Annotated in this window: 25 protein-coding genes; 12 read left to right on the top strand and 13 right to left on the bottom strand. The window is 65.3% G+C overall.

The window, feature by feature from the left end:
* Window positions 1-75: 75 nt before the first annotated feature.
* From AC1DYD_RS37140 to AC1DYD_RS37125, 4 genes are read right to left on the bottom strand one after another with little or no spacing between them, the layout of a single operon-like run.
* The gene (locus AC1DYD_RS37140; protein ID WP_478177745.1) at window positions 76-879 is read right to left on the bottom strand and encodes a Crp/Fnr family transcriptional regulator; all 804 of its coding nucleotides are present in this window, start codon (window positions 877-879) and stop codon (window positions 76-78) included.
* 54 nt (window positions 880-933) lie between these two features.
* Window positions 934-1,149, bottom strand: coding sequence for an acyl-CoA dehydrogenase N-terminal domain-containing protein (locus tag AC1DYD_RS37135; protein ID WP_478177744.1), 216 nt, complete (start codon window positions 1,147-1,149; stop codon window positions 934-936).
* Complete coding sequence (locus tag AC1DYD_RS37130) at window positions 1,149-2,801, bottom strand: AMP-binding protein (RefSeq protein WP_478177743.1); 1,653 nt, start codon at window positions 2,799-2,801, stop codon at window positions 1,149-1,151. The genes AC1DYD_RS37135 and AC1DYD_RS37130 overlap by 1 nt, the downstream gene beginning before the upstream one ends.
* A gap of 47 nt (window positions 2,802-2,848) precedes the next feature.
* On the bottom strand, window positions 2,849-3,439 hold the full coding sequence (locus AC1DYD_RS37125; RefSeq protein WP_478177742.1) for a 2-hydroxychromene-2-carboxylate isomerase: 591 nt from the start codon (window positions 3,437-3,439) through the stop codon (window positions 2,849-2,851).
* A 102-nt stretch (window positions 3,440-3,541) separates the two neighbouring features.
* Between AC1DYD_RS37125 and AC1DYD_RS37120 the strand changes: the two genes are divergently transcribed.
* The 3 genes from AC1DYD_RS37120 (at window position 3,542) to AC1DYD_RS37110 (ending at window position 6,998) form a co-directional block, all read left to right on the top strand.
* The gene (locus tag AC1DYD_RS37120) at window positions 3,542-4,111 is read left to right on the top strand and encodes a TetR/AcrR family transcriptional regulator (RefSeq protein ID WP_478177741.1); all 570 of its coding nucleotides are present in this window, start codon (window positions 3,542-3,544) and stop codon (window positions 4,109-4,111) included.
* A gap of 101 nt (window positions 4,112-4,212) precedes the next feature.
* On the top strand, window positions 4,213-4,953 hold the full coding sequence (locus AC1DYD_RS37115) for an SDR family oxidoreductase (RefSeq protein ID WP_478177740.1): 741 nt from the start codon (window positions 4,213-4,215) through the stop codon (window positions 4,951-4,953).
* Window positions 4,954-4,958: 5 nt separating this feature from the next.
* Entirely contained in the window at window positions 4,959-6,998 is a 2,040-nt protein-coding gene (locus AC1DYD_RS37110; protein ID WP_478177739.1) for an oxidoreductase, read from the top strand.
* A 6-nt stretch (window positions 6,999-7,004) separates the two neighbouring features.
* Here AC1DYD_RS37110 and AC1DYD_RS37105 read toward each other — a convergent pair whose 3' ends face one another.
* The 7 genes from AC1DYD_RS37105 to AC1DYD_RS37075 form a co-directional block, all read right to left on the bottom strand.
* Entirely contained in the window at window positions 7,005-8,765 is a 1,761-nt protein-coding gene (locus AC1DYD_RS37105; RefSeq protein WP_478177738.1) for an AMP-dependent synthetase/ligase, read from the bottom strand.
* A complete protein-coding gene (locus AC1DYD_RS37100) occupies window positions 8,765-9,958 on the bottom strand; it encodes an ABC transporter substrate-binding protein (protein WP_478177737.1) in 1,194 nt (397 codons plus the stop codon). The genes AC1DYD_RS37105 and AC1DYD_RS37100 overlap by 1 nt, the downstream gene beginning before the upstream one ends.
* 40 nt (window positions 9,959-9,998) lie before the next feature.
* Window positions 9,999-10,787 (bottom strand): ABC transporter ATP-binding protein, encoded by a 789-nt coding sequence (locus AC1DYD_RS37095; RefSeq protein WP_478177736.1) that lies wholly within the window; start codon window positions 10,785-10,787, stop codon window positions 9,999-10,001.
* Window positions 10,788-11,552: an ABC transporter ATP-binding protein gene (locus AC1DYD_RS37090; RefSeq protein WP_478177735.1), complete on the bottom strand. Its 765-nt coding sequence runs from the start codon at window positions 11,550-11,552 to the stop codon at window positions 10,788-10,790.
* Complete coding sequence (locus AC1DYD_RS37085) at window positions 11,549-12,625, bottom strand: branched-chain amino acid ABC transporter permease (protein ID WP_478177734.1); 1,077 nt, start codon at window positions 12,623-12,625, stop codon at window positions 11,549-11,551. The genes AC1DYD_RS37090 and AC1DYD_RS37085 overlap by 4 nt, the downstream gene beginning before the upstream one ends.
* 1 nt (window position 12,626) lies before the next feature.
* Window positions 12,627-13,511 (bottom strand): branched-chain amino acid ABC transporter permease, encoded by an 885-nt coding sequence (locus AC1DYD_RS37080; protein ID WP_478177733.1) that lies wholly within the window; start codon window positions 13,509-13,511, stop codon window positions 12,627-12,629.
* A gap of 462 nt (window positions 13,512-13,973) precedes the next feature.
* On the bottom strand, window positions 13,974-14,450 hold the full coding sequence (locus AC1DYD_RS37075) for a PPC domain-containing DNA-binding protein (RefSeq protein ID WP_478177732.1): 477 nt from the start codon (window positions 14,448-14,450) through the stop codon (window positions 13,974-13,976).
* A gap of 207 nt (window positions 14,451-14,657) precedes the next feature.
* Between AC1DYD_RS37075 and AC1DYD_RS37070 the strand changes: the two genes are divergently transcribed.
* The 9 genes from AC1DYD_RS37070 to dmpG all read left to right on the top strand — a co-directional run bounded on the left by AC1DYD_RS37070 (window position 14,658) and on the right by dmpG (window position 22,069).
* Window positions 14,658-14,975: a hypothetical protein gene (locus tag AC1DYD_RS37070; protein WP_478177731.1), complete on the top strand. Its 318-nt coding sequence runs from the start codon at window positions 14,658-14,660 to the stop codon at window positions 14,973-14,975.
* Between the two features lie 27 nt (window positions 14,976-15,002).
* Entirely contained in the window at window positions 15,003-15,335 is a 333-nt protein-coding gene (locus tag AC1DYD_RS37065) for a hypothetical protein (RefSeq protein ID WP_478177730.1), read from the top strand.
* Between the two features lie 58 nt (window positions 15,336-15,393).
* Window positions 15,394-16,431, top strand: coding sequence for a TRAP transporter substrate-binding protein (locus tag AC1DYD_RS37060; RefSeq protein WP_478177729.1), 1,038 nt, complete (start codon window positions 15,394-15,396; stop codon window positions 16,429-16,431).
* 92 nt (window positions 16,432-16,523) lie between these two features.
* Window positions 16,524-17,045, top strand: a complete 522-nt coding sequence (locus AC1DYD_RS37055) for a PPC domain-containing DNA-binding protein (protein ID WP_478177728.1) — start codon at window positions 16,524-16,526, stop codon at window positions 17,043-17,045.
* An 11-nt stretch (window positions 17,046-17,056) separates the two neighbouring features.
* Window positions 17,057-18,961 carry a TRAP transporter large permease gene (locus tag AC1DYD_RS37050; RefSeq protein WP_478177727.1) on the top strand — a complete coding sequence of 635 codons (1,905 nt, stop codon included), beginning with the start codon at window positions 17,057-17,059 and terminating at the stop codon, window positions 18,959-18,961.
* 7 nt (window positions 18,962-18,968) lie between these two features.
* The gene (locus AC1DYD_RS37045; RefSeq protein ID WP_478177726.1) at window positions 18,969-19,262 is read left to right on the top strand and encodes a YciI family protein; all 294 of its coding nucleotides are present in this window, start codon (window positions 18,969-18,971) and stop codon (window positions 19,260-19,262) included.
* 7 nt (window positions 19,263-19,269) lie between these two features.
* Window positions 19,270-20,058, top strand: a complete 789-nt coding sequence (gene mhpD, locus AC1DYD_RS37040; RefSeq protein ID WP_478177725.1) for a 2-keto-4-pentenoate hydratase — start codon at window positions 19,270-19,272, stop codon at window positions 20,056-20,058.
* Between the two features lie 14 nt (window positions 20,059-20,072).
* Window positions 20,073-21,020 carry an acetaldehyde dehydrogenase (acetylating) gene (locus AC1DYD_RS37035; RefSeq protein ID WP_478177724.1) on the top strand — a complete coding sequence of 316 codons (948 nt, stop codon included), beginning with the start codon at window positions 20,073-20,075 and terminating at the stop codon, window positions 21,018-21,020.
* 11 nt (window positions 21,021-21,031) lie between these two features.
* Window positions 21,032-22,069 (top strand): 4-hydroxy-2-oxovalerate aldolase, encoded by a 1,038-nt coding sequence (gene dmpG / locus AC1DYD_RS37030; protein WP_478177723.1) that lies wholly within the window; start codon window positions 21,032-21,034, stop codon window positions 22,067-22,069.
* On the opposite strand, the gene AC1DYD_RS37025 is transcribed toward dmpG, so the two are convergent.
* Together AC1DYD_RS37025 and AC1DYD_RS37020 are read right to left on the bottom strand one after the other, a co-directional pair.
* Window positions 22,064-23,026, bottom strand: coding sequence for a LysR family transcriptional regulator (locus AC1DYD_RS37025; protein ID WP_478177722.1), 963 nt, complete (start codon window positions 23,024-23,026; stop codon window positions 22,064-22,066). The genes dmpG and AC1DYD_RS37025 overlap by 6 nt on opposite strands.
* Before the next feature lie 188 nt (window positions 23,027-23,214).
* A partial coding sequence (locus AC1DYD_RS37020; RefSeq protein ID WP_478177721.1) for an NAD(P)(+) transhydrogenase (Re/Si-specific) subunit beta occupies window positions 23,215-23,444 on the bottom strand: 230 nt, incomplete at its 5' end.

Genomic DNA, 23,444 nt, shown 5'->3' with positions numbered 1-23,444 from the left:
GCGTTCGCGCAAAGTAGCAGCAGACAACGGTTGACCCGAAGTCCAACAGCCTATCCGCGCGATCTGAGCGACTCGTCAAAGTTCGGACGCCCCTCCGGCACGGCTGCGCAAGGCCTCCAGCGACAGGATGGTGAAGCAGCCGCTATTCAATGAGATGATCTTGGCTTGAACGAGCCCTCGCAAACACTGATTGAGGCGCTGCCGGCTGCATCCTACGAAGTCTGCCATTTCCTGCTGCGACATGGGCAGCATCATATTGACGAACACGGCGTGCTTGGAGCCAAAGCGGGCGGCGAGGCGAAGAAGTAGGGCCGCAACGCGTTCTTTGAGTGATAGTGTCACATTCTCTATTGCCGCCGAGTGCCAGCCGCGCCCCCGATTGCACGCGAACTTCAGTAGTTCGGCATTGAATGCTGGATCCATGGCGGTGAGTGCATGCAACGCGACGCGATGCATGGCAATCAGAGTGACATCCGAGAATGCATCGGCGTCGTACGGCTCGGCTAATCCACCCAAAAGCGAATAGTCGCCAAACCATTCGCCGGGCCCTATGATCGATGCGACAACTTGCTGCCCAGCGACCGTTGTCGTCCGAAGACGCACGGCGCCGGATGCGATCCCGAACCATTGTTCCGATACAGTTCCTTGTCTCAGCAACTGCCGGCCAGCGGCGACGTGCCGGACGGCGGATCTCTGCATCAATGCCTGCCGGGCAGAGGCCGGCAAGCTTGCAACCCAAGGTCCTGAAACAATTGCTTCCTCTTCATCGGCAGTGAGCCCGTCGTGCACAGAACCGTTGGCGGCTTCGCTGCGTTTTCGGATAAATGCGTCTGGAACCGAGATCGGCTTGTTGTTCACTTGAGCGGTGATTTCGAACATAAATGCAGATAGAGGATCCTCCCCCTGTCTTGAAGAGCCAGCGCACAAGGCCCCTCAAAACAAGTCGACAACCGGTTCGCTGATACTCGATGCACCCGCCCTGAGCAACTGCCCTACCGCGGACAGCACTTGGTCGATGGTCTGGGTGTCGAACTCGGTGCTGCCGCACCGCTGCAACAGATCTGACACGCCAGGCAACTCGTCAAGCACGAAGCGCAGATCGCGCAACGGCGGCCGGTAGCCGGAGGCGGTACCCACGACGGCCGCCATCAGACCGGCAACCTCGATTGCCGCAAGGTACGCAGTTCCTTGCGCAAGATCTTTCCAACCGGCGATTTGGGAAGTGCATCCACGAAACTGATGTGGCGGGGCACCTTGTAGGCCGTCAGATTGGCGCGGCAATGAGCCTCGACCTGGGCGGCGGTCACTGACCCATCCCTCGGCACGACAAAGAGATGCGGCACCTCGCCCGAGCGATCGTCGGGTTCCCCGATGCACGCACACTCGAGCACCGACGGCATCATTGCGACCACCGCCTCGATTTCGTTCGGGTATACGTTGAAGCCCGACACCAGGATCATGTCCTTGAGCCGATCGACGACGTAAAGAAAGCCGTTGCCGTCCATCGTGACAACATCGCCAGTGCGAAACCAGCCGTCTTCGGTAAAAACCTTGGCACTTTCCTCCGGACGGCCCCAATAGCCGGAGAACACTTGCGGCCCCTTCACGCACAGCTCGCCCCGTTCTCCTGGCTGCACCGCGCTTCCTTCGCCACCGATCACCTGGACGTCGGTGGAAGGCATTGGCACTCCGATGCTGCCAGTCCATTCAGCGCCGCCAAGCACGTTGAACGCGACGCAGGGTGAGCATTCGGTGAGCCCGTAGCCTTCGCGGATCGGCACGCCCGTGGCCTCGTTCCAGCGCTGTGCCACAGACTCCTGGATGGTCGCGCCCGCGCCGATGACGGTCCCGGTTCCCGCAAAGTCCTCACGCGTCAGGCCACCGCTCGCGAGCAGCCCGTTGAACAGGGTGTTGACGCCGATCAGGATACTGAACGGGGCGCGCTTGAACTCCGTCAACAGCGCGCCGATGTCCCGGGGATTCACCATCAGCCGGTTGGTGCCGCCGCGCGAAACCAGCAGCAGGGCCACGTTGAGCGGGTAGATGTGATACAGCGGCAGAGGCGTCACACATGAGCAGTTGCCTGGCTCGGACACCTTGTCCAGCCAGGTCAGCATCTGCACGGCACTGGCCACCATATTGGCTTGGCTCAAGGCGGCGCCCTTGGCCACGCCTGTGGTCCCGCCCGTGTACTGGAGGAACGCGATGTCGCTTGTGTCGATATGCGGGATCGCGAAGGTCCCGGCCTCGCCGAGCGCGATAGCATGGCCGAAGGGCGTGACGCCGTCGTGCATGCCGCGCGCTCTATTCAGGGACCACTGCGTGCCAGTGAGCAGCAGTTCTTCTGCTGTGGCGTAAACCACGTGCTGCAAGTCGACCGCAGCACCGATCTGCTTGATCAGCGGCAGCGCCGCGTGCGACGCGACGATCGCGGTCGCCCCCGAGTCCTTCAGCTGGTAGGCCAACTCGCGTGCCGTATAGAGCGGGTTGACGCTCACCACGACGAGTCCCGCGCGCAGGGCGCCCGCGATCGCAACGGCGTACACGAGGCTGTTGGGCAGCATCAGCGCCACGCGGTCTCCCTGCTTCATGCCGCAGCGCTGCCAGTAGGCGGCTAAGGCGCACGACAGGCGCTCGAGCGCGCTGTAGCTCAGGCCCGCCCCCGCACAGGTGAAGGCGATGTGCTCGGGATAGCGATCAAAGCTGCGCTGCAGCAGTCCGGGCAGGGTCAGCCCGGGGTCGATGGGGGCATCCAGCGGCATGCCTTCGGGATAGCTGCGGTGCCAGGGGCGCGGTTGCATTTCGTTGTCTCCGTCGGGGGTGTTGTAGAGGAAATGGCGTGCTGGATTCAGGCGATCGCTTCGCGCACGAAGTCGAGCCGGTCCTGGCCGAAGAACATCTCGTCGCCGACGAACATGGTCGGGGCACCGAATACGCCGCGCGCGACGGCTTCGTCGGTGGTGGCACGCAATGCGGCCTTCACATCCGGACCGTTCGCTAGCGCCATCACCTCATCGATGTCGAATCCGCCGTCCCGCAACGCGGCAGCGGTCAGCGCAGGCTGGTTCAGGTCCAGCGCGTCGATCCACAGCGCCTTGAACGCCGCGCGAAGATAGTCCTGAAAACGCTCTGGCTTGTGCATTTGAATGCCCACAGCTGCGCGCATCAGCATCAGCGTGATGATCGGGAAGAAGGGGTTGTCGTTGAGCGTGACCCCGTAGCGCCTGGCGTATTGCGCAAGATCCCTGCGGGTGTAGGCACCTTTGACTGGCACAGCGGCGGGCGACGCATTGCCGGTGGCCTGGAAGACGCCGCCCAGCAGCATGGGGCGGTAGACCAGTTCCGCGCCGGCCTGCTCACAGAGGGATGGCAATTGGGTCCACGCCAGGTACGACGCGGGGCTGCCCACGTCAAAGAAGAACTCGACGCGCTGACTCATGAATGCATGTCTCTCATCGTGACAAAACGATCGTTTAGCTAACGAACGATATGTTAAGGTTTCACTTATGTCAACGGGGAAACCCTAAGCTTGGAGTCACGCATGCGCTACGCCACCAATCACAAACAAGAAACCCGCGAGAAGCTTCTAGCGAGTAGCCGAGCCATTGCCAAGAAGGGCGGCTTCACCAGCACCGGTGTCGATGCGCTGATGTCGGCCATCGGGCTCACGGGCGGGGCGTTCTACAGCCACTTCGGTTCCAAGGGTGAATTGTTCGCGGCCATCGTCGAGCGCGAAATGGACAACAGCTCGGACATGCTTGCCGGCACCGAGGACTCGCCGCCCGACCATGTCGCTAAATGTCTGCGCAGCTACCTCAGCAGCGCCCACGCGCTGCACCCCGAGACGGGCTGCGTGTTGCCGGCACTCGGCGCCGAGATCTCCCGTTCGGAGCCGCCCGTGCGCGCCGCAGTCGAGCGTTCGCTCAAAAGGCTGCACAAGAGTTGGAGCGGCCGACTCGACAACGACGGCGATGCTGCCTGGGCCGTCATGGCGCAGTGCATTGGCGCGATCTTGATGGCGCGCGTCGTCGAGAGCGAACGCACGCGGCAAGAGATCCTGGCGTCAACCCGGCGCTCGATCGATAAGAACTACCTCTCCCAAAGCACCTGACGCGTCACGCGAATGCCTCCCCGCGGGGCCGCCGGGTTGACAGGCCGGCGTGGGTCGCTTAACGTTCATGACTTAACGAACGTTTTCCAAAAGGAGACCCCATGACCTCAAACACGTCCGGCGCCAGGGTGGCGCTGGTGATCGGCGCCGGCGATTCAACCGGCGGCGCCATTGCCAAGCGCTTTGCTGGGGAGGGATTCATCGCCTGCGTCACTCGGCGCGACGAGGAAAAGCTCCAGCCGCTGGTGCAGAGCATTCGCGAAGCGGGTGGCCAAGCCCACGCGTTCGCATCCGACGCGCGCAAGGAAGAGGAAGTGATCGCGCTGTTCGAGAAAATCGAGCGCGAAATCGGCACCGTCGAAGTGCTGGTCTTCAATATCGGTGCCAATGTCCCGTCGCCAGTCGTCGAGGAAACGGCGCGCAAGTATTTCAAGATCTGGGAGATGGCCTGCTTCAGTGGTTTTCTCAACGCGCGCGAAGCGGCAAAGCGCATGAGCGAGCGCGGACGCGGCACGATCCTCTTCACGGGTGCAACTGCTGCGCTGCGCGGTTCGGCCACCTTCGCGGCCTTCGCCGGCGCCAAGCACGCGTTGCGCGCGTTGGCCCAGAGCATGGCGCGCGAACTGGGGCCGAAGAACATCCACGTGGCCCACGTCGTGGTGGACGGCTCCATCGACACCGAATTCATCCGCACCAACTTCCCCGAGAAATACGCGACAAAGGACCAGGACGGCATCCTGAACCCTGACCACATCGCCGACAACTATTGGCATCTGCACACGCAGCCGCGCGATGCGTGGACTTTCGAGCTCGACCTGCGCCCCTGGAGCGAGCGGTGGTGAGCACGATGGCAGCGCAACCATATCCTCATCTGCTCGCGCCCCTGGACCTGGGCTTCACCACGCTCAAGAACCGGGTCTTGATGGGCTCGATGCACACAGGCCTCGAAGACGACGAAACGCTCGAGAAGCTGGCAGCGTATTTTGCCGAGCGCGCTCGCGGCGGCGTGGGCCTGATCGTTACCGGCGGCTTCGCGCCGAACGAGGCCGGAACGCCGATGGCAGGTGCGGGCACGATGACAAGCGCGCGAGACGCCGAGCGCCACCGGCCCGTTACCCGCGCCGTGCATGACGAAGGCGGCAAGATCGCGCTGCAGATTCTGCACACCGGCCGCTATGCCATGCACCGCAACGGCGTGGCACCCTCGGCGCTGCATTCACCGATCTCGCCCTACCCGCCGACGGCTCTGACGCTGGCTGGCATCGAACAGGAGATCCAAGATTTCGTGCGCTGCGCCGTGCTTGCGCGCGATGCCGGCTACGACGGCGTCGAGATCATGGGGTCCGAGGGTTACTTCATCAACCAGTTCATTGCGGCAGCCACCAATCGGCGAACCGACGACTGGGGCGGCTCCTATGCCAACCGCATGCGGCTGCCGGTCGAGATCGTGCGGCGCACGCGCGAAGCCGTCGGACTCGACTTCATCCTGATCTACCGCCTGTCGATGATCGACCTGGTGCCCGGCGGCAGCAGTTGGGATGAAGTGGTGTTGCTGGCCAAGGCGATCGAAGCTGCCGGCGCCACGATCATCAACACAGGCATCGGCTGGCACGAGGCGCGCGTACCCACCATCGCAACCAGCGTGCCGCGCGGCGCGTTCGCGTGGATCACGCAGAAGATGAAGCAGGAAGTCGGTATCCCGCTCGTCACATCGAACCGGATCAACACGCCCGAGGTGGCGGAAAAGTTGCTCGCCGACGGTTTCGCCGACATGGTGTCATTGGCGCGGCCCATGCTGGCCGACCCGGACTTCGTGCGCAAGGCCGCGGCTGGGCGCCCGGAGCAGATCAACATCTGCATCGCTTGCAACCAGGCCTGCCTGGACCACATCTTCGTGGAAAAGGTGGCTAGCTGCCTCGTCAATCCGCGCGCCTGCCACGAGACCGAGCTCAACTACCTGCCGACACCGAAGAAGCGGCGTTTCGCGGTGATTGGCGCGGGGCCCGCGGGCATCTCGGCCGCTACGGTCCTGGCCGAACGAGGCCATGAGGTCGATCTGTTCGACGCGGCCGACGAAATCGGTGGCCAGCTCAACATGGCCAAGGTGGTGCCGGGTAAGGAGGAGTTTCATGGCATGGTTGGATACTTCCAGCAGCGCGTGGCATCCACCGGCGTGCGATTGCACCTGGGCACGCACGTCAGCGCTCAGCAACTTATCGAAGGAGGCTACGACGAGGTGATCGTGGCCACCGGCGTTGTCCCGCGTACGCCCGACATTCCGGGGATCGACCATCCCAAGGTGCTCAGCTACATCGACGTCCTGCGCCATCGCAAGCCGGTGGGTAAGCGCGTAGCGGTGATCGGTGCCGGCGGCATCGGTTTCGACGTGGCGGAATTTCTGGTAGACGATGGCCACTCAGCCACGCTCGATGCTCGGAAGTGGCTGGCCGAGTGGGGCGTCGGCGATCCCGCCTCGGCACGTGGCGGCATTGAGGGCGTGGTGCCACACATCACACCACCGGCGCGCGAGGTCTTCCTTCTGCAGCGCAGCGCAACCAAGGCCGGTGCCCGCTTGGGCAAGACCACGGGTTGGATCCATCGCGCCTCGCTCAAGATGAAGCGCGTGACGACCGTCGAGGGCGTGAACTACGAACGCATCGGCGACGAAGGCCTGCTGCTGAGCTACGGCGAAGCGCGGGAAAACGCCAGCTGGCTGCCGGTCGACACCATCGTGCTGTGCACCGGCCAGGAGCCGCTGCGCGAGCTGGTCGGACCGCTCCAGGCCGCGGGCGTCGTGACACATCTCATCGGTGGGGCCGATGTGGCGTCCGAGCTCGACGCCAAGCGCGCGATCAACCAGGCAAGCCGGCTGGCCGCAACGCTCTGAGCCGGCTCAATCGGTATACATCGCGTCAATGAGCGGGGCGTAGACCCGCTCGATGACGTGCCGTCGAAGCCGCAGCGTCGGTGCCAGCTCCTCGTCGTCTTCGGCGAGCTGGCGTTCGATGATTCGGAACTCGCGCACCCGATGCGTCGCCGGAAGACGCGCATTGGCCGTGGCCACCTCGGCGTCGATGAGCCGCACCACTTGCGGATGGCGCACCAAGCTGGCGTAGTCGGTAAACGGAAGCTGCCGCTCCTGGGCATAGCGGCCCACGCTCTCTTCATCGAGCGCCACGATGCTGACGCAATAGGGACGCGCCTCGCCGAAGACCAGCGCATCGGCCACATAGAAGCTGCGCTTGATTTCGCTCTCGATGACGCCGGGCGCGACCCACTCGCCCGAGGCGGTGAAGCGATCGGCCATCCGGCCCAGCACGCGCAACCGCCCGCCGGGCTCCTGCACGCCGAAGTCACCGGTGGCCAGCCAGCCGTCGGCGTTCGTCACCGGCGCGACGGGGTCCGGCCTGCGTGCGTTCCAACCCTCGGCCATCAGCCCACCACGCACCAGGACCTGTCCATCGGCGTCCACGCGCAGCCGCGCAAGCGCACTGCCTGCAATCGCCGCATCGACCGCGCCGGTCGGCACGATCGCACAGAACCCCGCGGTCTGGGCCAGGCCATAGGATTCGAACATCGGCACGCCAATGGCCGCATACCAATCCAGCAATGCCCCGGCAATGGGTGCTCCGCCGGTGATCGCCATGCGCATGTTCTGCAGGCCGAGCGAGCGGCGCACGTTGTGCAGCGTCACGTTGGTGAACCCGCCGCCGCGACGGGCGGCTCGGCGTGCGAGCGCCCGGCGATAGGCGGACCGTGCAAAGGGAATGGATTCGCGTATCGAGAGCTCGGTGCGGGTGTGCAGGCGCTCCCAGAAATGCGGCGTGGCGAAGATGAGTTGCGGCGCGACTTCCTGCAGGTCATTGAGCACCGTGTCGCGACCTTCGGGAAAGTGCACGATACAGCCGGTCGCGAGTGCCGCGCCGAGGGTCAGCATTCGCTCCCCCGCATGTGCGAGGGACACCAGCGACAGCGTGCGCTCATCCGCTTCCAGCTTCAGCCATTGGGGCGCGACCCGCATCTGCTGCAGGGCCCCGTACTGAGTGATGGCTGCGCCCGTCGCCGGGCCTGTGCTGCCGGCGGAGTACGCCAAAATGCCGATCTGCCCCGGCAGGCCAGCGTCGACCGCATCCTTGAACACCTTGGCGCGGGTCGATGACAACGCCTCGCCGTGCGCCAGCAGTGCGTCATACCGCAGCACGCCGGGATCGTCGAGATTGCGCAGCCCTCGCCCGTCCATGACAACAACAAGGCGCAGCGCCGGACACAGCGCGCGCACCTCCAGCAGCTTGCTCAATTGAATCGCACCATCGACCACAACGACCCGCGATCGGGCGTCGATCAGTACATGTGCCAGTTCGGCGGCTGAACTTCCCGGATAGATGCCATGGCTGATGAAACCCATGGCCTGCGCAGCGAGATCGACAATGAGCCATTCGGCCCGGTTGTCCGCTAGTATCGAAACCACCTCGCCCGGCTGTACACCCGTGTCTGCTAGCGCGAGGCCGATGGCGCGTGATTGCGCATACCAGCCTGCCCAGGTGACGGTGGTCCACAAGCCTCGGCGCTTCTGCCGCAGCACGGGCCGCTCGCCGCCCTCGCAGCAACGGTCACGCCACCACTGCGGCACGGTGGAGGACGGGAGTTGCGCCATCACAGACTCGTCTTGGCCGGGTCGATCACTTCGGATCGGCCGACCCACTGGCCTTTCTCCACCTGCTCGACGCGGATCCACTCGGGATCGGCGTGGTTGTTGACGAAGCGTTGGGTGTCGTAGGAGGCCATGCCCTTGAACCTCGAAGCCTGCAGCGCCTTGGCCAGCTTATCCACGGTGAGATCGCGCCCCGCATTGCCGACTTCCTGCAGGAACCAGTCGGTGTAGTCATAGAACGCCATCGCGACGTCGTCCGGCTCTGTCTTGAAGCGACGGCGGTAGCTCTCGGTCCAGGCCTTGTCCTTGGCGCTCAGCTGCTCGGGCGTATTGATCTTCCAGCTGCCAATACCGTACAGCCCTTCCACCGAAGTCTTGCCAATCGCCACTGTGAGGCCGGCGCGTCCCGGACTCGCGGTCAACACCTTCACGTCGGCCCAGCCGAGTTTCTTGACTTCGGCCGACACTGCGATGGTCTCGCGCGTCGTGGTGGCGCCAACGATCAGGTCGACGCCTGCGGCCTTCATGCGAGAGACCTGCGACGAGAAGTCGATGTCGCCGACCTTGTAGCTGGCCTCCGCCGCCAGCGTCATGCCCTTGGCATCCAGCGCGGTCCTGACGCCCTTGGCGACCAGGTCGCCGAACGGACCTTCCTGGTAGATCAGGCCGACCTTCCTGCTCCCCAGCTTCGCGACTGCCCATCGCACGCCCGCGGCCGTGGTGCTGTCGTAGTTGAGGTTGGTCGTGAAGAGCAGCGGCGCATTGCCGGCGGTGGCGCGGATGAGCGCCGAGGCGCCGTAGGGTGCGAAGCACAGCACGCCGGCATCGAGCACGCGCTTGATCGTCGCCACGTTGGCGCCTGAACCGAAAGGACACAGCATCGCGAAGATCTCGTCTTTGCGCAGCAGCTTGTCCACCGCGCGCACGGCCTGGGCCGGCTGGCTGGCGTTGTCCTCGATCACGAAGCGGATCTTGCGGCCGTGGATGCCGCCGGCCTCGTTGGCCTCGGCGATGCGCATCTCCATGCCGTTGCGGATCGGCGGCATGGCAACCGCCACCGGCCCCGAGAGGTCCAGGTGGGTTCCCAGCACTATCTCCTTGTCGCCGATGCCGGATGCGCGCGCCGGCATGGACAAGAGCGCGGGCGCCAGGCCCGCAAGGGCACCAGACAGGACGGTACGTCGACGAATGCTCATTTCAAGTCTCCTTCATTGGATGGATCGATCGGTGCGCAGCTCAGCGCCAGCTCTTGCGCCGGTTTAGCCGGCGGATGCCGGCGGGCGCGGTCTCGGCGCTCTTCGGTGCGGCCGCGCCCAGGTAAAATTCCTTGACGTCGGCCTTGTTCGCGAGGTTCTCGCAGGTGTCCGCGGCCACCACGCGGCCCAGCTCGACAACATAGCCGTCGTCCGCAGTCGCGAGCGCGATGGCAGCGTTCTGTTCGACCACCAGCACCGCCGTGCCCGTTTCGCGGTTGATCTGCCGCACGATGGCGAATATCTCCTTGGTCAGCAGCGGCGAGAGGCCGAGCGAGGGCTCGTCGAGCAGCAACAGCTTCGGCTTGCTCATGTAGGCGCGGCCGATGGCCACCATCTGCTGTTCGCCGCCCGACAGCAAGCCCGCGTGCTGGTCCCTGCGCTCCTTCAGTCGCGGGAACCATTGGTAGACGCGTTCGATGTCACGCGCCACCTGCGAGTCGCGGCGGCTGCGCGCAAAGGCGCCCATCGCGAGGTTCTCGGCCACGGTCAGGAAGGGGAAAAGCTGCCGGCCTTCCGGCACCAGCACCACGCCGCGCCGGCAAACCTCGTCGGCGTCCTTGCCGTGAATCGGCTCGCCCACGAACTCGATGCTGCCCTTGGAAGGGTCGATCACGCCGGCGATCGTATTGAGCAGCGTCGTCTTGCCGGCGCCGTTGGCGCCGAGCACGGCGACGATGCGCCCGGCATTCACCTGCAGGCTGACCCCGCGGATGGCGTTGACGGGTCCGTACCAGGTCTCGATGCTGGAAACCGAAAGCAGCGCGGTCATTCAGGCTCCCAGGTAGGCGGTGATGACGCGCGGATCGCTCTGCACCTCGGCGGCCGTACCGATGGTCAGTACCTGGCCCTGGTCCATCACCAGCACGCGATCCGCCACAGCCGAAACCAGCGACATGTCGTGTTCCACCATCACCACGGTGATGCCCAGCTCTTGCTGGATGTCCTCGATCCAGTAGCCGAGTTCATGCGTCTCTTCCGGATTGAGGCCAGACGCTGGTTCGTCGAGCAGGAGCAGCTTCGGTTCAGCCGCCAGCGCGCGGCCAAGCTCCACCACCTTGCGCACGCCGTAGGGCAGCCCCGCGACCAGGTGGCTGCGGTACGGTGCCAGGCCGAGCAACTCGATCACGTCCTCGGCGCGATCACGCGTGATCGCTTCTGCGCGCTTCACTGACGGCAAATTGATGAGCTGCGCCAGGAAGTTGCCGTGCGGCGCACGATGCCGTCCGAGCAGCAAGTTGTCGAGCACTGTCGCACCTTCGAACAACTCGATGTTCTGGAACGTGCGCGCCACGCCGTGGCGTACGACGTCGTGGCGGGCGACGCGGCCTATGGACGTTCCCTCTATCCGCACGTCCCCACCGCTCGACTCGAAGACACGGGTGATCAGATTGAAGAGCGAGGTCTTGCCCGCGCCGTTCGGTCCGATGATCGCAAAGACCTCGCCGCGCGCGACCTGGAAACTCACGTCGCGGACCGCCTTGACGCCGCCAAAGGAAAGGCTCAATTGATCGACTTCGAAGAAGGGCTTGCTCACCGGTAGCGCTCCGACTGCATGTAGGCCTTGGTGCGGCGGAAAGTGCCTTTTCGGTAGAGCGGGAAGCTCGTCGCGAAGGCCTTGAACTTGAGCCACCGGCCGTTCAAACCGCGCGGCTCGAGCAACACGAAGAGCGTGAGCACCGCACCGTAGACGAAGAGCTCGAGCCCGAATGAACTGCCGAGGCGCGCAGGCAGCCAAGGTTTGATCCACGAGATGAACGACGGCAACAGCCCAATCAGCACCGCGCCGAAGATTGCGCCGCGGAGGCTGCCGAGTCCGCCGATGAATACCATCAACACCAACTGCAGCGAGAGGGACAGCCCGAAGCCTTCGGGCGTGATGAACTGGTTCTGGTGCGCAAGCAGCCCGCCAGCCACGCCCGAGATGGCTGCCGACATCACGAAGGCCAGCACCTTGTACCTCGACACCGCGATACCGAGCCCGTGCGCGGCGGCTTCGGAATCCCGCACGCCGATCAGCGCGCGGCCGATCGACGAGCGCATCAGGTTGAGCAGGCCCAGCAACACCAGCACCAGCACGACGAGGCACAGGAAATAGAAGGCGCGCGTTCCGCCCAGGCTGAGGCCGAAGATTGTCGGGTCGGGCACCGCCAGCCCACTGTGGCCGCCGGTGAGCGACTTCCAGCGGCCAATGGCGTGCTCCGTGACGATGGCGAATGCAAGCGTCACCATCGCGAGGTGCAGACCCGAGACGCGGATCGCGGGCAGGCCGATCAACAGCCCCGCCAGGCCGGATGCCGCGCCGGCCAGCAACAGCGAGACCACGAGCGGCACGCCCTGCGCCAGCAGCAGCGCATGGACGTACGCGCCGATGGCGACGAACGCCGCCTGCCCCAGCGAAACCTGCCCGGTGAAGCCGATCAGCACCATCAACCCCAGGCTGGCGATGCTCATGATCAGGATGAAGGTGATCTCGCCGACGTAGAAGGCGGGAAGCGCGAATGGCAGTGCGAGCAGCAGCAGCGCCATGGCGGCGACGCCGCCCCACTGGCGCGGCCCGCGGACCAGCGCGCGACCCTGTCCGTAGTCGGTGTTGTAGGTCACCGCCATGTCAGACCCTTCGCCCGTGGCTCTCGCCGAGCAAGCCGTGCGGGCGCAGGATCAGCACACCGATGAGCACCAGGTAGGGCATCACGTCCTTGAAGCCGTCGGGCAGGTAGACGCCCGAGAACTGCTCGACCAGCCCCAGCAGCAGCCCGCCCACGATGGCGCCCGGCACGCTGCCGAAGCCGCCCAGCACCAGCGCGGCGAGTGCCTTCAGCATGACGAACCAGAGCCCCAGGTCCACCAGCGTGATCGGCGCCAGCAGAAGGCCGCACAGCGCTGCGATGCCACCGGAGATGGCCCACACCAGCGAGTTGAGCCGCTTGACCCGCACGCCCGAGAGATACGCGGCCAGCTGATTCTGCGAGGCTGCCTGCACCGCCACGCCGAGCGAGGTGCGGCGCAGGAAAAAGAACAACAGCGCCGTGACCATCAGCGCGGCGGCCAGGATCACGAGATTGAGCTCGCCCACAACCAGCCCGCCGAAGCGCAGCGTCTGGTCGGTCCAGGGTGTCGCGTAGGTGCGGGACTCCGGGCCGAACATCATGCTGACCGCACCGCGGATCATGAAGCCGATGCCAATGGTGAGCATCACGCCGGCGAACTGCGGCTGACCGACGATGCGCCGCATGATGCGGGCTTCCAGTGCGTAGCAGAAGAGCGCGCCGACAGCCACTACGCACGGCAGCGCGATCCAGAACGAGAAGCCGCCGTCTGCGATCAACCACCACCCGAGGAATGCCGACAGCATGACGATGTCGCCATGCGCGAAGTTCAGTACTTCGGTGGCTTTGTAGCTGAGAACCAGACCGAGCGCGACCAAGCTATAGATCGCACCGATCGAAATGCCTTGCAGCGCGAGCTGCGCCACTTGGGTCGATACCTCATCCATGTCGTTGTCTCATTGGCTTCATATCGTTTGGTTAACGATCGTTCATTACGAATGTCGAATATAGCGAGCGGGTGTTCGGGGGTCAACGGCCTGAACGCGCTGAACACTAGTGGAATGCCCTAAGAGCCAAGAGTCTCGACATCGCGCCTCGATTGCTGCTTAGTCATCAGAGCCGATGGCACGGTCTTGAGCCTGCGGGCAGCGAACTCGAACAGCGACTGGAAGCTGTAGGCGTACGAATCGCAGGTGTGCGCACCGGCGGCACGATGGCGAGCCAGGTACTCGCGCAGAAAGGGGGCTCGGCTGGCCCCGTCGATCACCGTTGCCGCGCGGGATGTGTCGTTCTCGACGGTCGGCGGCGAACGCAGCAAAGCTGCGCAGCAGGTACCGCGCGTGGCCTCATTGAGAACCGGCCCGTGAACCGATTCGCATGGAACCGAAGCGATGTCAGATGAAACGGAGTCAGGAACCGCAGCCGCCCGCCGCTTCGCCGTCTGCCGCACCGCAGAGGTCGAGCACATTCGCGCCCGTGCGCTCATCGGTCTGCCGCTGGAGGGGCTGAGGGTGCACCGTGATCGTCAGCTCCATGGAGCCGGTGCCGACCTCCAGCGCAAGCAGGTGCCCGCCGTAGGCGGCGAAGCTGCTGTCGCATGCCACGGCGTGCAGGTGGGGGAGCGGCTTGCCGTCCTTCCAGGCGAGGCTTCCCACCAGGCTGCCGATCTCGACGTTGTCGAAGCGACGCGGATTGAACCTGCGCTGCCGGGCGTCCCAGAAGCCGAAGGTCGCGTGGCCGAAGCCGAGGCCCACGAGGCTCGCGCTCGGGATGTTCATGCCGCGTGTCAGCTCGATCAGGTTCGCAAAGACATCGTCTCCTTGCCGCAGGACCATGAGGTAGCCGGTGTTCGTGCGGATGAACCGCGTGGCATCTGATGCTGTCATTCGATCGTCCAGTGAGAAGACGGGGGGCCGGTCACTATAGGTGACATCCGCGCGTGCCTCGGGGGCGACGGGATTTGCCCCCGGATCGGCACGCACAGCGGAAAGTCTGATATCTCGATTTGAATCTATGACGGGGCCGCACCGTTTCCTATTCTTCCGGCATCGCGCTGCAGAGGTTGCAGCACGAAAACCGATATGGAGACAGCGATGCCTTTGTTTCTCAACGAAGTCTGGCTCGGGGACATCAAGCCCGAGCTCATCGAAGAGGCGGTGGCCTTCTTCGGCAACCTGAGCGTCGGCACGAAGCCGGACAACCTGCCCCCCGACCTGCGCATGGTCGCGGGCCCCTGGCTTTCCGCGGAAGAGGCGAAGGTGATGTTCATCTTCGAGATCGACGACCCGTCGACCATGTTCGACGCCTATGCGGAACGCGTGGTCAGCGGCCTGTTCGCCCGGCGCAAGCTCACCCTGCTCTCGGGCTGGGAGCAGATGAAGGCCTACACGGATCGCGTGACGGCGGCCTGAACTTCGAACCGACAAGGAGAAAGCAAGATGCCCAAGTTTTTCAACGAAGTGTGGCTGCGCGACATGTCGCCCAGGACGATGCAAGGCGTCGTCGATTTCCTCGGCAAGCTGCGCGTCGGCGTGAGGCCGCACAACCTGCCCGGCGATCTGCGCCTGCTGGCGGGCCCGTGGCTTTCGAACGAAGAGGCGAAGGTCTATTTCGTCTTCGAGATCGACGACCCCACCGAGACTTTCGAGGCCTTTGCCGAGCGGGTTGCGGACGGTCTCTTCCTCAAGCGCCGGCTGACGCTCATCCAGGACTGGGACGGCGCAAGAAGCTTCTCGAAGTACCTCAGCAACAGGAAGCCGGCGACCGCATAGCACCCGCCGGCGAGGCATCCGCAGGCACACAAGAGATCGAATCAAAAGGAGACAAGACATGAACGGATTCAACACAGGGCGCCGCCTGGTGCTCGGGCGCGGCATGGCCATCGCGGCTGCCTCGGCGGCGCCGGCCCTGATGCTCGGCACGCCGGCGCGGGCGGCCGGCCAGACCTACAACTACAAGCTGGGCATCGCGCTGGCGCCCACCCATCCGACCACCGCGAACCTCACCGCGGCCGCCGCGGAAATCGGGCGCGCCTCGAACGGGCGCTTGAACATCCAGGTGTTTCCCAACAGCCAACTTGGCAGCGACACGGACATGATCTCGCAGGTTCGTTCGGGTGCGATCGACTTCGTCAGCACAGCGGGCCTCATCTGGGGCACGCTGGTGCCCGCGGCCTCCATCAGCGGCGTGGGCTTCGCGTTCCCGAGCTACGAGAACGTGTGGCAGGCGATGGACGGCGATCTGGGCGCGCACATCCGGGCCGCGTTCGCCAAGGTCAACCTGGTGCCCCAGTCGAAGATCTGGGACCACGGCTTCCGCCAGGTGACCAGCAGCAGCCGGCAGATCCAGACGCCGCAGGACTTCAACGGCTTCAAGATCCGTGTGCCGCTGAGTCCTGCACTGACCTCGCTGTTCAAGGCCTTCGGCGCCGCGCCTGCAGGCATCAACATGGCAGAGACCTACACCGCCCTGCAGACGCGGATCGTCGACGGCCAGGAGAACCCGCTGACCATCCTCGAGACGCAACGGCTCTACGAGGTGCAGAAGTACTGCTCGCTGACCTCGCACGTCTGGGACGGCTTCTGGCTTGTCGGCAACCTGCGCACGTGGAATGCACTGCCCGAGGACCTTCGGCAACTGGCGTCCACGACCTTCGACGCCTATGCCCTCAAGCAGCGCCAGGCGGTGGACGCGCTCAACACCCGGCTGCGCGACGAGCTGAAGGGCCGGGGAATGGTCTTCAACCAGCCCGAGCTCGCAGGCTTCCGCGCCTACCTCAGCAAGGTCGGCTTCTACCAGGACTGGCAGAAGAAGTTCCCGGCCGAAACCTGGGCACTGCTCGAAAAATACGCGGGCCAGCTCGTGTAGCGGTCCCCCGATTTCTTCCGCTGCGATTCGACGGTCGGTGGCCATCGGGCGACCGCCGCGGCAGTCCTCAAACTCGATTTCCAGGAGACATCATGAAAACATTGGCGCGGTTGGCATCTCTCGTTGCGTTGGGCCTTGCCTTGACCTGTTCGGTCACGCAGGGCGCGTCGGCGCAAGCCCTCAAGGGGAAGTACATGAAGACGCCCACGGGCTATCTCATGGTGCTTCGCCATGGCGACAACGTGCTTCAGAACCTCGAGCAGCTGGCCCAGGCGGAAAAGATTCCGAGTGCCAGCTTCGTCGGCATCGGCTTCATGTCCGAGGCCACCTTCGGCTTCTATGACTTCGGCCGCAAGCAGTTCGATCCCAAGACCTTCCGCAACGTGGAGATGGCCAACATGACGGGCTCCATCGCTTGGAAGGAAGGCAAGCCTTCCATTCACGCGCACGGCACGGTGACGGACGGCACCTTTGGCGGCGCCGGCGGTCATCTCCTGGGGCTGACAGTGGGCACGGGGTCGTGCGAGATCACGGTCGTCGTGCATCCGGAGCGGCTGGAGCGCTTCGTCGATCCTGAAATCCAGGCCAACGTCCTCGGACTGCCGCAGCACTGAGGAGACGGGCCATGTCAACGCATGCGGTCGAAGTCAATCCGCGGCTCGTCGACCCCCGGGAGGCGGACGGCGGCAGGAGCATCCTGACGCGGGGATTCTGTGCGGCCGAGAAGGCCGTGGGGACGCTGTGCGAAGTGCCGGCAGCGCTGCTGGTCGTCGCGGAGATCGGCGTGCTCTTCAGTGGGGTCGTGAGCCGGTATGTCCTGCACAGCCCGCTGGTCTGGGTCGACGAGCTGGCCTCTCTGCTCTTCATCTGGCTCATCATGCTGGGCGCGGCGGTGGCGTTCCGCCGTGGCAGCCACATGCGCATGACCGCGCTCGTGGACCTCGCCAGCCCGGGAGCGAGGGGCTTCCTCGAACTCGTCGCCACCGTCGGCGCGATGACGTGGCTCGCGCTGATGGCCCATCCGGCGTTCGAGTTCGCCAGCGAGGAGGCGCTCGTGACCATGCCCGCGCTGGACATCTCCAATGCCTGGCGGGCCGCTGCGGTGCCCGTCGGCATCGGTCTCATTCTGCTGATGAGCGTGCTGCGGTTGCTGGCCACGTCGAGCCGGCGGATGGCGATCGCCGCGGTGGTCGCCTGCGTTGCGGTCGTCGGTGGGCTGGTGCTGTTGCAGCCCGTCCTGCAGGGGCTCGGGAATGCCAACCTGCTGGTGTTCTTCGTCGTGATCGTCGGTCTGCTGGTCTTTGCCGGCGTGCCCATCGCGTTCTCGTTCGGTCTGGCGACCTTTGGCTACCTGAGCCTGACTACTTCGACGCCCACGACGGTGATCGTGGGGCGAATGGACGAGGGGATGTCGCACCTCATCCTGCTGTCGGTGCCGCTGTTCGTCTTTCTCGGTGTGCTGATCGAGATGACGTCGATGGCGCGGGCCATGGTGCAATTCCTCGCCAACCTGCTCGGGCATGTCCGCGGAGGGCTGTCATTCGTCCTCATCGGCGCGATGTACCTCGTGTCGGGAATTTCGGGCTCCAAGGCGGCGGACATGGCGGCGGTCGCCCCGGTGCTTTTCCCCGAGATGAAGAAGCGCGGAGCGAAAGACGGCGACATGGTCGCACTGCTGTCGGCGACCGGTGCGCAGACCGAGACGATTCCCCCGAGCCTGGTGCTCATCACGATCGGGTCGGTCATGGGCATCTCCATTGCCGACCTGTTCACCGGCGGCCTGCTGCCCGGCGTGGTGCTGGCGGCGATGCTGGGGCTGGTGGTGTGGTGGCGCGCACGCAGGGCGGGAGGGCCCCGCGTCGCGCGGGTCGACTGGGGCGTCGTGGGCAAGAGCTTCATCGTGGCGCTTCCGGCGCTGGCGCTGCCCTTCGTGATCCGCGCCGCCGTCGTGGAAGGCGTCGCGACGGCGACCGAGGTCTCGACCATCGGCATCGTCTACGCGGTCCTGGTCGGCCTGCTGATCTACCGGAAGTTCGACCTCCGGCGCGTATGGCCCGCGCTGGTGGAGACGGCGGCCTTGTCCGGTGCCATCCTGCTGATCATCGGGACCGCGACTGGAATGGCCTGGGCCCTGACGCAATCCGGATTCTCGGGCGACCTGGCCGCGGCGATGGCGAAGCTGCCTGGCGGGGCGGCGGGCTTCATGGCGGTCTCGATCGTGGCTTTCATTCTCCTTGGCAGCGTGCTCGAAGGCATCCCGGCCATCGTGCTGTTCGGACCTCTTCTGTTCCCGATCGCGCGAGAGCTGGGCATCCATGACGTTCACTACGCGATGGTGGTGGTCCTGGCGATGGGCATCGGCCTCTTCGCCCCGCCGTTCGGCGTCGGCTACTACGCCGCGTGCGCCATCAGCCACACCAGCCCGAGCGAAGGCGTGCGCCATATCTGGCTCTACATGGCCTCGCTCTTCATCGGCACCGTGCTGGTGGCGGCCGTGCCATGGATCTCGATCGGATTTCTCAACAGGTAGGTCTCACATGAAATTCACAGCCTTCGTCGAATACACCCACGAGCCCGAGCGCATCGCCCAGACGCGGCCCGCGCATCGCGCCTATCTGCAGGATCTGCTGCGACAGGATCGGCTGGTTCTGGCCGGTCCGTTTGCCGACGGCAGCGGTGCGCTGTTCATCTACGACGCCCCCAACGAGGACGAAGCCGCGAAGCTGGCGGCCAACGATCCGTTCTCCAAGGCATCGCTGTTCAAGAAGGTCGTCATGAAGCCGTGGACGCCCGTCTTCTCGAATCCCCTTCACCTGACAACCGCACTCTGAGGCCCCCATGGACACAGCGACGATTGAACGTCTTGCCGCATCGCTGAGGAGCGCATCCCGCGAGGGCCGGCCGATTCCACCCGTTCGGGACGATCTGGCCGCGATGGGCGTGGCAGGCGCGTATGCGGTCCAGGAGCTGAATACGACCTTCCACCTCGAGGCCGGCCGGCGGCTGACGGGCCGCAAGATCGGCCTGACCTCGAAGTCGGTCCAGCAGCAGCTCGGCGTCGACTCGCCCGACTTCGGGATGCTCTTCGCCGACATGGAGCTCGCGCCCGACGAAGAAGTCGCGGCGGACCGCGTGCTCCAGCCGAAGGTCGAAGCGGAGGTGGCCGTGGTGCTGGAGCGCGATCTCGGCGACGAGCCGGTCACGCTGTCGCAGCTGATGTCGGCGGTGGCGTACGTCCTGCCTGCCGTGGAGATCGTCGGCAGCCGCATCCGCGACTGGGACATCCGGCTGCTGGACACGATCGCCGACAACGCTTCCTCGGGCTTGTATGCATTGGGCACTCGGCCGAGGAAGCTCTCCGAGGTGGACCTTCGCACCTGCGGAATGCTCATGGAGCGCAAGGGGCAGGTCGTCTCCCTCGGCGTGGGCGCCGCGTGCCTCGGGCACCCGCTGAATGCCGCGCTGTGGCTGGCCCGCAAGATGATGGATGTGGGCCGGCCCCTGCGGGCGGGCGACGTGATCATGACCGGCGCGCTCGGTCCCATGGTCGCGATCTCGCCGGGCGACGTCATCGACACAACGATTGCTGGACTGGGTGCCGTGAGAACGGCATTCGCGCCGGCCTGAACCAGGAGAAACAAATGTCCAGCAGAAAGATCAAGGCAGCCATCATCGGCAGCGGCAACATCGGCACCGACCTCATGATCAAGGTCATGCGGCACGGCCGGCACGTCGAACTCGCCGCGATGGTCGGGATCGATCCCGACTCCGAAGGCCTGGCAAGGGCGCAGCGCCTGGGCGTGGCGACGACGCATGAGGGTGTCGAGGGGCTCATGCGCCTTCCCGCGTTCGGTGACATCGAACTCGTGTTCGACGCCACCAGCGCTTCCGCTCACGTGGTCAACGATCGCGCTCTCAGGAAGATCAAGCCGGACCTGCGGATGGTGGACCTGACGCCGGCGGCGATCGGCCCTTACTGCGTGCCGGTCGTCAACGGCGACGAGTGCCTGAACGCGCCGAACGTGAACATGGTGACCTGCGGCGGGCAGGCCACGATTCCGATCGTTGCCGCGGTCTCCCGCGTCGCGAAGGTGCGCTACGCGGAAATCGTGGCCAGCATTTCCAGCCGGTCGGCTGGACCGGGCACGCGGGCCAACATCGACGAGTTCACCGAAACCACGTCCAGGGCGATCCAGACAGTGGGTGGCGCGGAATGCGGCAAGGCCATCATCGTCCTCAACCCGGCCGAGCCTCCCCTGATGATGCGCGACACCGTCTACACCTTGAGCGAGGTGGCCAACGAGGCGCGGATCGCCGACTCGGTGAAAGAGATGGTCGCTGCCGTGCAGCGCTACGTGCCCGGCTATCGGCTGAAGCAGGAAGTGCAGTTCGACCGGGTCCGGGACCTGAACATTCCGGGCATCGGGCGGATCGACGGCCTGAAGACCACGGTGCTTCTGGAAGTGGAGGGCGCGGCCCACTATCTCCCGTCGTACGCCGGCAACCTGGACATCATGACCAGCGCGGCCCTGTCGACGGCCGAACGCATCGCACAACGCATGGCCGAGGGCATGGCCCCCGCCGTCTAGAGGAGTCGAAGATGAGCAAGAAGATCTATGTTTCCGACGTGACGCTGCGCGATGGCAGCCATGCGATCCGTCACCAGTACAGCATCGAGCAGGTCCGCAGCATCGCGAGAGCGCTCGACGAGGCCGGCGTGGATTCCATCGAGGTCGCGCACGGCGACGGCCTGAGGGGATCGAGCTTCAACTACGGTTTCGGCGCGCACACCGACGTCGCGTGGATCGAGGCCGCCGCCGGGGTCGTGAAGAAGGCGAAGATCACCACGCTGCTGCTTCCCGGCATCGGCACGGTGCACGACCTGAAGGAGGCCTACGCCGCCGGCGCCCGCATCGTGCGGGTCGCCACGCACTGCACCGAGGCGGATGTCGCCCGGCAGCACATCGAGACCGCCAGGACCCTGGGCATGGAAGCGGTGGGCTTCCTGATGATGAGCCACATGACGACGCCCGAGAGGCTGGCCGCCCAGGCCGGTCTCATGGAGAGCTACGGAGCGACCTGCTGTTACGTGGTCGATTCCGGCGGCGCACTCGGAATGGAGGACGTTCGGCAGCGGATCCGCGCGTTCCGCGACACCCTGCGCGCGGACACGCAGATCGGCATCCATGCGCATCACAACCTGTCGCTCGGGGTGGCGAACTCCATCGTGGCAGTGGAGGAGGGCTGCGACCGCGTCGATGCCAGCCTGGCCGGAATGGGCGCGGGCGCCGGCAACGCGCCTCTGGAGGTGTTCATCGCAGCCGCCGACCGGCTGGGCTGGAACCATGGCTGCGATCTGTTCGCGCTGATGAATGCGGCCGACGACCTGGTGCGGCCCTTGCAGGACCGCCCGGTGCGGGTCGACCGGGAGACTCTGGCGCTGGGCTACGCCGGCGTCTATTCGAGCTTCCTGCGGCATTCGGAAGCGGCCGCCGCCAAGTACGGCATCCCTGCCGTGGACATCCTCGTGGAACTCGGCAAGCGGCGGATGGTCGGCGGTCAGGAAGACATGATCGTCGACGTGGCGCTCGATCTGCTGAACCAGCGCGGGGATGCACCGACCGTGCGCCTGTCATGAAGCACCGGAGCCGCGGCGACGACCTGCGGCGGGTGCACGCGCCGCCTTCCTTTGCACACCGGCCGCGGCCATGTCGCGCGTCAGTGTGCGGATCAGGTCGATGACGGTCCTGCTGGCGTAGGTCAGGGGGCGCTGGACGCTGGTGGCGAGCACCAGCGTTCGTGTCAGCACGGGGTCGGTGATGCGGCTGACGTCGATGCGGCCGAGCTGCATGTCGATCTCGACGGCCTGGCGCGTGAGGATGCTGTAGGCCGCTCCGCTTGCCACGATCTCGCGCATCGCGGTGAGCGAATCGACTTCGATCTCCGTGTTCAGCCGCACATCCGCCTTCCTGGCTGCGTCCAGCAGCATCATGTACAGGCCGTCCGGTGCACCCGGCAGCACAAGGGGAAGGCGCGCGGCGTCGACGAAGCTGCACTCGGGCCTGGAGACTTCGGCGTCGCCCGCGCGGCCCACCAGATAAAGCTCGTTGGTGGCGAGCTCCTCGTCGGTCTTGTGAATGTGGCTCCCATAGCGCGAGAACACGCCGATGTCCGCGCGGCCATTGGCGAGCGCGTCTTCGATGCTGCCCGCGAACCCTTCCATCAGGCGCAGTTCTATCTTCGGGAAATCGGCGCGCACGCGCTGGAACAGCGGGCCCACGAGCGCGTGCGTGATCGAGGCCTGGACGGCAAGCCTGACGGGCCCGCTGGGCACGTCGGCTCGGTCCCTGATATCGTTCTTCAGCTGCTCGAACTCGCCGAGCAGCGAACGCACCCTGGGCATGATCGACTGGCCGAATTCGGTCAGCACGACACCGCGCCCCGTGCGATAGAAGAGCTTGGCCCGGAACTCGCCCTCCAGCACGGCGATGTGCTTGCTGAGGGCGGACTGCGCGATGCCCCGGGACGCGCAGACCTTGCTGAGGCTGCCCGCCTCGACGATGTCCGACAGCAACTGCAGGCGCTTGATGTCCATCTCAGGCGCTCCCCATGTGAAGTTTCGTTGCAAGGTTCATGTCGGCCTGCGGAAAATTGCGATTCTCCGATTCTCCGATTCTCCGATTCTCCGACGCTCCTGCGGTCGCGGCGGTACGCACGCAGGTCACGCGAGCGAAGGCGAAGATCGCGCTCGAATGACGGCCGGCGCCGGCGATTCGACGGGTCCTACTCGATCGCCTTGGCCATGTCCTCGACGACCTTCTTGGCGTCGCCGAAGACCATCAGGGTCTTGTCCATGTAGAACAGCTCGTTGTCCAGGCCGGCGTAGCCCGCGGCCATGCTGCGCTTGTTCACGATCACGGTCTTGGCCTTGTAGGCCTCCAGGATCGGCATGCCGTAGATCGGCGTGCCCTTCTGCAGCGCCGCCGGGTTCACCACGTCGTTGGCCCCCAGGA

It is taken from the genome of Variovorax sp. P4_B11, assembly GCF_056402355.1.
This window is presented reverse-complemented; position numbering and strand designations above follow the sequence as displayed.